This window comes from Collimonas sp. OK307 (assembly GCF_900113705.1).
GTDB lineage: Bacteria > Pseudomonadota > Gammaproteobacteria > Burkholderiales > Burkholderiaceae_D > Collimonas.
Genome location: NZ_FOQI01000001.1, coordinates 815,481 through 822,777 on the forward strand (window position 1 = coordinate 815,481; position 7,297 = coordinate 822,777).

Genomic DNA, 7,297 nt, shown 5'->3' on the forward strand with positions numbered 1-7,297 from the left:
GTTGCCGTCCATGTTCAGTGCGATTCACGCGGCACTGCAGAACCGCGGCAGCCAACCAGAAAATCCAGATCGACACCTTGATCGGCTTGCAGTACGTGCTTGATATACATGGACTGATAACCGCCGCGCATGGCCGGAACAGGAGCCTGCCATTCTGCGCGCCGACGGGCCAGTTCTTCATCGCTGACATCAAGGTGGAGACGCCGCGCCGCCACATCGAGGTCGATCATGTCGCCGTCGCGCACCAGCGCCAGCGGCCCGCCCATCGCCGCTTCCGGTGCAACGTGCAACACCACGGTGCCAAACGCGGTGCCACTCATGCGCGCATCCGAGATGCGTACCATGTCCTGGACGCCCTGCTCCAGCAATTTTTTCGGCAAGCCCATGTTGCCCACTTCTGCCATGCCCGGATAGCCTTTCGGACCGCAGTTTTGCAGCACCATGACACAGCTGGCGTCAATGTCGAGATCGGGATTGTCGATTCTTTCCTTGTAATGCTCGATACTGTGAAACACGACGGCACGGCCGCGATGCTGCATCAGCGCCGGCGTTGCGGCCGATGGCTTGATGATCGCTCCGCGCGGTGACAGATTGCCCTTCAAGACCGCGATGCCGCCCTCTTCCTTGAATGGTTCGGCCAGCGGGTGGATGACATCGGGATTGAAATTTTCCGCATCCTCGACATTGGCCGCGAGGCTGGTCCCGGTGACGGTCAGCGCCTCGCCGTGCAAACTTCCCAGCAGTTCGCGGATAATCACCGGCAAGCCGCCCGCATAATAAAAATCTTCCATCAGATACCGGCCTGACGGCATCAGGTTCAGCAAGCACGGGATATTGCGCCCCAGCCGGTCCCAGTCCGCCAGGGTCAAGTCGACGCCAATACGGCCGGCAATCGCCAGCAAATGCACCACGGCATTGGTCGAACCCCCGATTGCACCATTCACCATGATGGCATTCTCAAACGCCGGCCTGGTCAATATCTGCGACAGTTTCAAATCTTCATGCACCATATCGACGATGCGCCGTCCCGTCATTTGCGCCTGCAGCTTGCGCCGCGAATCGACAGCCGGAATCGCTGCATTACCTGGCAAGGTGACGCCCAGCGCCTCCACCATGCTGGCCATGGTCGAAGCTGTGCCCATGGTCATGCAGTGCCCGGTCGAGCGCGACATGCACGATTCGGCCTGCTTGAAATCGCTCAAGGTCATGCGGCCCGCACGCAAGTCTTCCGAGAATTTCCAGACGTCGGTGCCGGAACCGATAGGTTTGCCGCGGTAATTGCCGTTCAGCATAGGACCGCCCGACAGGACGATGGTCGGCAGATCGACGCTGGCCGCTCCCATCAACAGCGCCGGGGTAGTTTTGTCACAACCGGTTAGCAGTACCACACCGTCGATCGGATTGGCGCGGATCGATTCTTCCACATCCATGCTGGCCAAATTACGGAACAGCATGGCGGTTGGACGTAAATTCGATTCCCCCAGCGACATGGCGGGAAACTCGACCGGAAAACCACCCGCCTCCAGGACGCCGCGCTTGACGGCCTCGGCCAGATCGCGGAAATGACCGTTGCAAGGCGTTAGTTCAGACCAGGTGTTGCAGATGCCAATCACTGGCCTGCCATCAAATGCATCGTTCGGATAACCCTGGTTTTTCATCCAGCTGCGGTGGATGAAACCATCTTTGTCGTCGCCGCCGAACCAGGCTTGCGAGCGCAAGCGGCGAGTCGGGCGTTTTGGTTCTGTCATAGCGTCTCCAGAATTGGCTTTGTAATTGCGGGAATTGAGGCTTCCCGTGATATTCCGAGTACCGAATCAGTCGTGATACACAACCGATCGTCCACCATCAATGACGATGGTGCTGGCGTTGATGAACGGCGCTTCGTCAGACGCCAGAAAAACTGCCGTCATCCCAACCTCCTCGGGACGCCCGATGCGCTTAGGCGGAAGCAGATCGCAAGTAGCTTGCCGGGCAGCAGCCGGATCGGGAAAACTATTCCAGTGCTCGATATTCAGGCGTGTTTCGATATAGCCCGGTGCAATCGCGTTGACGCGTATGCCGCGGGCCGCGTACTCCAGCGCCAGCGCCCGAGTCAAGCCAATCACGCCGTGCTTGGCCACCGGGTACGGAAAGCATCCCGGAATGATGGAAAAGGAATGCGTCGAGGCCATATTGATAATGCTGCCACCGCCACCGTCGAGCATGGCAGGCAGCGCGGCCTGACAACAATGCCACACACCGTCCAGATCGACCGACATGCACAATTTCCAGTCATCCACCGTCGTTTTCAGAGGTTCCCGGAAAACGTTGATACCCGCGTTGTTAACCAGCACATCGATGCGCCCGAACCGTGCCAGTGTTGCGGCCACCATGGCCTGAACCGATTCGACCTGCGCCACATCGGTACGGACGAACAGCGCGGAAGCGCCTTGCGCTACGAGTTCACGAGTTTTGGCAGCACCCACAGCCTCATCCAGTTCGGCAATCACCAAGCTGGCGCCTTCCCTGGCGAAGCAGTCCGCCACTGCAGCACCGATGCCTTGGCCAGCACCGGTCACGATGCAAATTTTTCCTTGAAGTCGATGAGTCATGTTTTTTCCATTTCAGATGGGTCGTTGAAGCTCAGTCAGCGCGACTTTTGAGCTGATCGACCAACACGGCCAACAACAAAATCGTGCCCCGCACAACATATTGGTAGAAGGAGTCCACGTTGAGCAGACTCATCACGTTCTCTACGGTTCCCATGATGAGCACCCCTACCACCACGCCACTGATGGTGGCGCGTCCGCCCATCAGGGAAACTCCGCCCAGCACACAGGCCGAGATCACGCTGAGCTCAAAACCTTGCGCCGCATTGGGTTGACCGCTCGTAATGCGCGAGGCCAGGATGACGCCCGCCAAACCTGCTACAGCGCCCTGGATCAGGAAGATGTAGACACGGGTTTTTGCAACGTTGACGCCTGCGAGCCGCGAGGCTTCCGGGTTTCCCCCGATTGCCAGGGTATTGCGTCCATACACCGTCTTGTTCAACATCACGCCGAACACCACAAAACACAGTACGGTGATCCAAATCGGAGTAGGAATGCCCAGCAGCATGCTCGTACCCAGGCTGAAAAAGCTCTCGTTCGTGACCCCGACCGCTTGCCCGCCAGAGGCAAGGAAGGCCATGCCGCGCACGATTTGCATGGTCGCCAGGGTGGTGATCAGCGCATTGACACGCAGGTAGGAGATCACCGCGCCGTTGACCCAGCCGACAATGGCTCCACACGCCAGGCTGGCCAAAATACCGATCGTTATGCTGTCTGTCTTGTTCAGCACCATTGCGCAAACCACACCTGCACATGCCACGGTTGAACCAATCGAAAGATCGAAGTCACGCGAGGCCAGGCAAAACATCATGGTGCAGGCGAGCATGCCAATTTGCGATACAGAAAGACCAAGCCCAATTATGTTTTGCTGCGAAAAAAAATACGGTACGGTCAGCGACAAGGTCACGAACATCACGACAAAGATAAAAATCAGACTGTAGTCTTCGATTACCCGTCGCATCAAGGATGAATGTTTTTTCATGTTATCTCAATTTTCAATTGTTGAAGCAATGGCGCTCTTGGGCAAAGCCATTGCAAGCACCTTGTTTTCATTGGCAGCTTCGTGGCTCACTTCACCCACAATCTGCCCTTGGCACATCACCACAATGCGGTCAGACACGCCCAGCACCTCGGGTAGTTCACTAGACACCATTACAATGCCGCAGCCCTTACGCGCTAACTCGTACATCACGGCGTAGATTTCATGCTTTGCGCCTACATCAATGCCGCGCGTGGGCTCGTCCATGATGATGACTTTCAGATTAGGCTCGGCCAGCCAGCGTGACAGAATGGCTTTTTGCTGATTGCCGCCCGATAGAAGACGAATTTCCTGGGATCGGCTCGGTGTCTTAATTTTCAGCAATTTGATGAATCGGTCTGCCGTTGCGGCTTCTTTTTTATCGTCGACGAAAAACCTGAACTTGCGATCATGGCGTCGTACGCTCATGTTGATGTTCTCTGACACCGAACGTCCGCCCACAATCCCCTCTTCCTTCCGGTCCTCCGGGCAAAACACAATGCCGTTGGCAATCGAGTTTTGGATTCCAATCCCTCGCAATTCCTGGTCATCCAGAAAAATTTTGCCGGCATCCATGCTGTCGGCACCATAAACCAACTTCATCAATTCGCTTCGGCCCGCACCCACCAAACCGAAAAAACCAACGATTTCACCCTGGCGAACCTCAAAACTCAATGGCTGCGGCACGGACTTGCCTTGCATGTTTTCGACCTTCAGAACCACCGGACCCAGGGGGCGAGACTGGTAGTCATAGATATCCGCAATTTCACGCCCCACCATCTGGTTAATCAACTCGTGCTGGGATACCTGGCTCAACGACGGATAGGACACCACCTTGCGTCCATCCCTGAAGACGGTGCAGCTGTCGCACAAACGATAGATCTCATCTAAGCGGTGGGAGATATAAATCAAAGCCTTATTCTTGCGCTTCAGGTCATCCACCATGCGAAACAGAATTTCGGTTTCGCGATTGGAGAGGCTGCTGGTAGGCTCGTCCAGGGCGATGATCTTGGCATCACGCATCAATGCCTTGCAAATCTCAACCATCTGTCGCTGTGCAATGGACAGATCTCGCAATTTGGCGCGCGGATCGATGTCAACGCCCATTCGCTCCAACTCCGACCTGACCAACTCCAGGGCAGCTGACTCACGCAGATAGCCAAACTTTGAAATGAAATGTCCCAGCATGAGGTTGTCGGCCACCGACATGTCAGGCACATATTGCAGTTCCTGGTGGATGATCGCAACGCCGGCAGCGATCGAGTCGCTAGCGCTATGGAAATGCTGTTCCTTACCACCAATCAGGATTTGCCCCGACGACGGGACGTATTGACCACCCAGGATTTTCAGGAGGGTGGATTTTCCGGCGCCGTTTTCGCCCATCAGTCCATGGACTTGTCCCTCGGCGGCGTCAAACGACACGCCGTCAAGCGCTTTCACGCCAGGAAACTGCTTGCTGATTGATAAAAATTGTAGATAGGTGCCCACTGGCAGTCTCCTCGCGCTGGGCGATCTGCTTATTTGTCATGAAGGCTGCACCGGTCGCCCGACAGGTCCCGGCGCAGCCTGGCTAGTGCTTGCATGGCGGGTTAATACCCGCCTACATGGCTTACAAGCCCATTTCAGCCTTGACTTCTTTTTGGTTGCCGCGGTACATGATCTTGCCGCTGGTAAGGACCAAGGCTGGCGGGGCCTTGCCGTTCTTTGTCCAGTCGTACATGTTCACCGCGGTTTCATAACCATGACGCTTCGGGCTGATCAAGACCGTACCCAAAAATGCCGTCACGTCTTTCTTCGCGAATTCACTGACAGCGGAGGCGCTGCCGCCAATACCGATGGCGATCATGCTGTCTGCCTTGATGCCCTGGCCTTCTGCGGCGCGTACGGCACCCAGGACAGACTCGTCGTTCAAACCGAAAGCCAGCCATTTTTTGAATTTCTGATTTTTCAGCAACGCGGTGTTCCCTGCATTGAAAGCACTCTCTGTATCTGTCTTCACTTCAGGTGCATTGATGATGTTGGCCGATGGGAAGCCAGCTGCCTTAAGCGCATCGAGAACGCCGTCAGTGCGCTCTTTGGCTGTAGGAAGTTCGTCAAACGAAATGCGCAACGCGCCAACCTCGTTCATGTTCCATCCCCGCGCTTTCATCTCAGCGACCAGACCCGCTCCGACCTGTTTGCCGATTTCAAAGGCGGAAATCCCCATGTGCGGCACGCTTTCGATCGGCTTGCCTTTGCCGTCGATCAGGCGATCGTCTACAGTAGAAAACTTCAGGTTGAGTTGTTTTGCCTTGGCAACGATAGCCGTACCCAACTTGACATCGGGCACGCAAATCACAAAGCCTTGCGCATGTTGCGCCGCGAGATTATCAATGGCGCTCATCACTTTTTCGCCATTAGGAACACCGATTTTGATCAGCGTGAAACCTTTTTCCTTTGCCGCCTGCTCTGCAAAACGCCACTCTTCCTGGAACCAGCCTTCTTCAGGCATCTTGACCAGGAAGCCGATCTTGGTTTCCTCAGCCATCGCAGCATGGCTAGCCAGCGCTATCGTGGCAAAGCCCAACATGGCAATCGATTTTCGAATTATATTTTTCATGTAAAAGTCTCCTTGTTAGTATCAAATCGGGGCTGCATCACGGCAAACTGCCCCACTGTGCGGCTTCATACAACACCAGGCCGATGGCCGCGGCTTCATCGGTCCGGTTATTTCTCAGAATGACGATCAGGTCATTGTGTAGAATTGCGGATTGAGCTCTTCATGTTCAGACGATGGATGTATGTGTTGGCGCCAACTGAATATTGACCCGGGGGCCGACGTTCGCAGAAAACGAGATGAGCGCTGAATAGCATGAACCCCCGATTTTCTGTTCCGAATAGTCCTACGACCAAACCCCGTCCATGATCCGTTTCTCATGACCATGAACTGTTAGTCGGGTTGCCTGCGCCAAATCTGGGGAAGGTTTGATTTGCTAGTGTCCGGCGGCGCATGTCGCATGCATGTCTCCTGTTGGATTCTTTTAGATTGAATTGATTGATAGTTGTAGGAATGAGGCTATGGCTGCCCCTTTTTAATCGTTATTTCTACCACTCTGCGAAGCTGCCATCCTTGTGACGCCAGATCGGATTGCGCCAGCGGTGGCCGACAGCAGCCCGTTCCTTGACATATTCCTCGTTGATTTCGATGCCCAGCCCCGGTCCTTGCGGGATGGTCACGTAACCTTTGTCGTAGGCGAATACCTCAGGGTTTTTCACATAGTCGAGCAAATCGTTGCTCTCGTTGTAGTGGATACCCAGGCTTTGTTCCTGGATGAACGCGTTGTACGACACCGCGTCAACTTGCAGGCAAGCAGCCAGCGCAATCGGACCGAGCGGGCAATGCAATGCCACCGCCACATCATAGGCTTCGGCCATGGTGGCGATTTTGCGGGTTTCTGTGATGCCGCCGGCGTGAGAAACATCGGGCTGGATGATATCGACATAACCTTCGCTCAGGATGCGCTTGAAATCCCAACGGGAATACAGCCGCTCGCCCAGTGCGATCGGGATACTGGTCAGCGGTGCCAGTTCTTTCAGAGCTTCGTAGTTTTCACTGAGCACCGGTTCTTCGATGAACATCAGTTTGTACGGATCCAGTTCCTTGATCAGGACCTTTGCCATCGGCTTGTGCACCCGGCCATGAAAATCGACG

General features: G+C 55.3%; 5 protein-coding genes and 1 pseudogene. All 6 read right to left on the reverse strand.

Annotated features, from left to right (window positions below; translation table 11 throughout):
* Window positions 1-14: 14 nt before the first annotated feature.
* The gene (gene araD, locus BM205_RS03660) at window positions 15-1,748 is read right to left on the reverse strand and encodes an L-arabinonate dehydratase (RefSeq protein WP_092412570.1); all 1,734 of its coding nucleotides are present in this window, start codon (window positions 1,746-1,748) and stop codon (window positions 15-17) included.
* A 66-nt stretch (window positions 1,749-1,814) separates the two neighbouring features.
* Window positions 1,815-2,591, reverse strand: coding sequence for an SDR family oxidoreductase (locus BM205_RS03665; protein WP_092412572.1), 777 nt, complete (start codon window positions 2,589-2,591; stop codon window positions 1,815-1,817).
* 49 nt (window positions 2,592-2,640) lie between these two features.
* Window positions 2,641-3,570, reverse strand: a pseudogene (gene araH / locus BM205_RS03670) (L-arabinose ABC transporter permease AraH); the annotation flags it as partial.
* Window positions 3,571-3,576: 6 nt separating this feature from the next.
* The gene (gene araG / locus BM205_RS03675; RefSeq protein ID WP_092412576.1) at window positions 3,577-5,094 is read right to left on the reverse strand and encodes an L-arabinose ABC transporter ATP-binding protein AraG; all 1,518 of its coding nucleotides are present in this window, start codon (window positions 5,092-5,094) and stop codon (window positions 3,577-3,579) included.
* 121 nt (window positions 5,095-5,215) lie between these two features.
* Window positions 5,216-6,205: an arabinose ABC transporter substrate-binding protein gene (locus tag BM205_RS03680; RefSeq protein ID WP_092412578.1), complete on the reverse strand. Its 990-nt coding sequence runs from the start codon at window positions 6,203-6,205 to the stop codon at window positions 5,216-5,218.
* Window positions 6,206-6,690: 485 nt separating this feature from the next.
* Window positions 6,691-7,297 (reverse strand): galactonate dehydratase (gene dgoD, locus BM205_RS03685; protein ID WP_092412580.1); only part of this gene is annotated, 607 nt, incomplete at its 5' end.

Bases quoted from the DNA above. Each gene is read 5' to 3' on its own strand.
- araD (WP_092412570.1), bottom strand. From the start codon at position 1,748: ATGACAGAACCAAAACGCCCGACTCGCCGCTTGCGCTCGCAAGCCTGG.
- BM205_RS03665 (WP_092412572.1), bottom strand. From the start codon at position 2,591: ATGACTCATCGACTTCAAGGAAAAATTTGCATCGTGACCGGTGCTGGC.
- BM205_RS03680 (WP_092412578.1), bottom strand. From the start codon at position 6,205: ATGAAAAATATAATTCGAAAATCGATTGCCATGTTGGGCTTTGCCACG.